Source organism: Shigella sp. FC1661, from assembly GCF_001712525.1.
GTDB lineage: Bacteria > Pseudomonadota > Gammaproteobacteria > Enterobacterales > Enterobacteriaceae > Escherichia > Escherichia coli.
In genome coordinates, this window is sequence record NZ_MDGW01000306.1 from 1 (window position 1) to 1610 (window position 1610).

2 protein-coding genes and 2 pseudogenes are annotated in these 1610 nt (G+C 51.7%); 2 read left to right on the forward strand and 2 right to left on the reverse strand.

Annotated features, from left to right (window positions below):
• A pseudogene (locus tag BFF42_RS16360) lies at window positions 1-363 on the forward strand (IS3 family transposase); the annotation flags it as partial.
• Here BFF42_RS16360 and BFF42_RS16365 read toward each other — a convergent pair.
• Window positions 336-458 (reverse strand): annotated as a pseudogene (locus BFF42_RS16365) (transposase); the annotation flags it as partial. The pseudogenes BFF42_RS16360 and BFF42_RS16365 overlap by 28 nt on opposite strands.
• Before the next feature lie 175 nt (window positions 459-633).
• A complete protein-coding gene (locus BFF42_RS16370) occupies window positions 634-1383 on the reverse strand; it encodes a C40 family peptidase (protein WP_012421460.1) in 750 nt (249 codons plus the stop codon).
• A gap of 161 nt (window positions 1384-1544) precedes the next feature.
• Between BFF42_RS16370 and BFF42_RS16375 the strand changes: the two genes are divergently transcribed.
• The coding region (locus tag BFF42_RS16375; RefSeq protein WP_129927876.1) for an IS1 family transposase at window positions 1545-1610 on the forward strand (66 nt) is incomplete at its 3' end.

Sequence of the window (1610 nt, forward strand, 5' to 3'; positions counted from 1 at the left end):
AGGCAGTTCGCCGTGACCGAGCCAAATCAGGTGTGGTGCGGTGATGTGACCTGTATCTGGACGGGTAAGCGCTGGGCGTACCTCGCCGTTGTTCTCGACCTGTTCGCAAGAAAACCAGTGGGCTGGGCCATGTCGTTCTCGCCGGACAGCAGGCTCACCATGAAAGCGCTGGAAATGGCATGGGAAACCCGTGGTAAGCCCGGCGGGGTGATGTTCCACAGCGATCAGGGCAGTCATTATACGAGCAGGCAGTTCCGGCAGTTATTGTGGCGATACCAGATCAGACAGAGTATGAGCCGGCGCGGAAACTGCTGGGATAACAGCCCAATGGAACGTTTAATAATGGCGTTACGGAGCATCTGGTACTGGGTGGTCAAGAGTTGGCTTCGACGATTGCGTAAATTCACCGTGAAAAACCAGGTTCCCCCCTTGATGTAATAACGACGATATTCAGACATGGCGACTCCTTTTTCTCAACGGTAAGAAGAAAAGGAAAGGTCGGCAATGAGGTGATGGAATAACAGGAAAGCGGCTCGCAAAAACGCACAGATTTGTAGGCATGATAAGACGCGTCAGCGTCGCATCAGGCATCTGCGCACCACCGCCGGATGCGGCGTAAACGCCTTATCCGTCCTACAAAATCGTCTCTTCCGTCAATATCCACCGCGCGCCCAAAAAATGATCCTGCCAGAAAGGTTCAGCTAACCGACTTACCCGAATGGTTTCCCCCATGCGCGGCGACTCAATAAACTGACCGTCTCCCAGATACACGCCCATATGGTCGGCAATTTCACGGCTGTGGATATGGAAAAACAGCAAATCTCCCCGGCGCAGGTCGTTATTTGCCACAATGGTTGCCCGATGGTAGTGATACATCTCATTAGCCGTGCGCGGGAGCTTAGCCTCAAGGATCTTGTTGTAGGCATAAAAAACCAACCCGCTACAGTCGAAGCCTTGATCGGGCCGCGTGCCGCCCCAGACGTAAGGCTTGCCAAGCTGTTGCTCCAGACGGTGAATCGCCACTTCGGTGATATTATGCAGGTGGTTGCTGCTGAGGAAATGATTGTTTTCTACCAACGCCTGCCAGCGTCTGTCACTTGCCTTGAGCGGCGCAGGAAACCATTCTGGATGCTGTTTTATCTGCTCCCGGTTGTGCTGGCGTAGCGCCCTTCTGCTTTCGGCATTGCCTTCCACAATGTAGCTGGCCTGTTTTTTCAGATGGGTTTGGTACTGTTTTAATAAACGCGCACGGTTTTGCATCCGCTGGCGGGCGGCGTAGCTGAAAGAGATATGTGATGTGGTGGCGCTGGCGAGTAAAGGGAGCAAAACGCATAACGAAAACACGCCTGGATGCAGAAATCTGCCGAGCAAGAACGAAGACATGAAGGACATAAACCGGCTGAATGAAGGTGAGAATTTTAAAAGACCGGAGGAGTAAACGGGATTATTAATTGCTTATTTGCATATTACTATTGAGGTTTCATAATCTGGTAATGCTGCCAACTTACTGATTTAGTGTATGATGGTGATTTTAAGGTGCTTGCGTGGCTTCCATTTCCATCAGATGTCCTTCCTGCTCCGCTACTGAAGGCGTGGTGCGTAACGGCAAA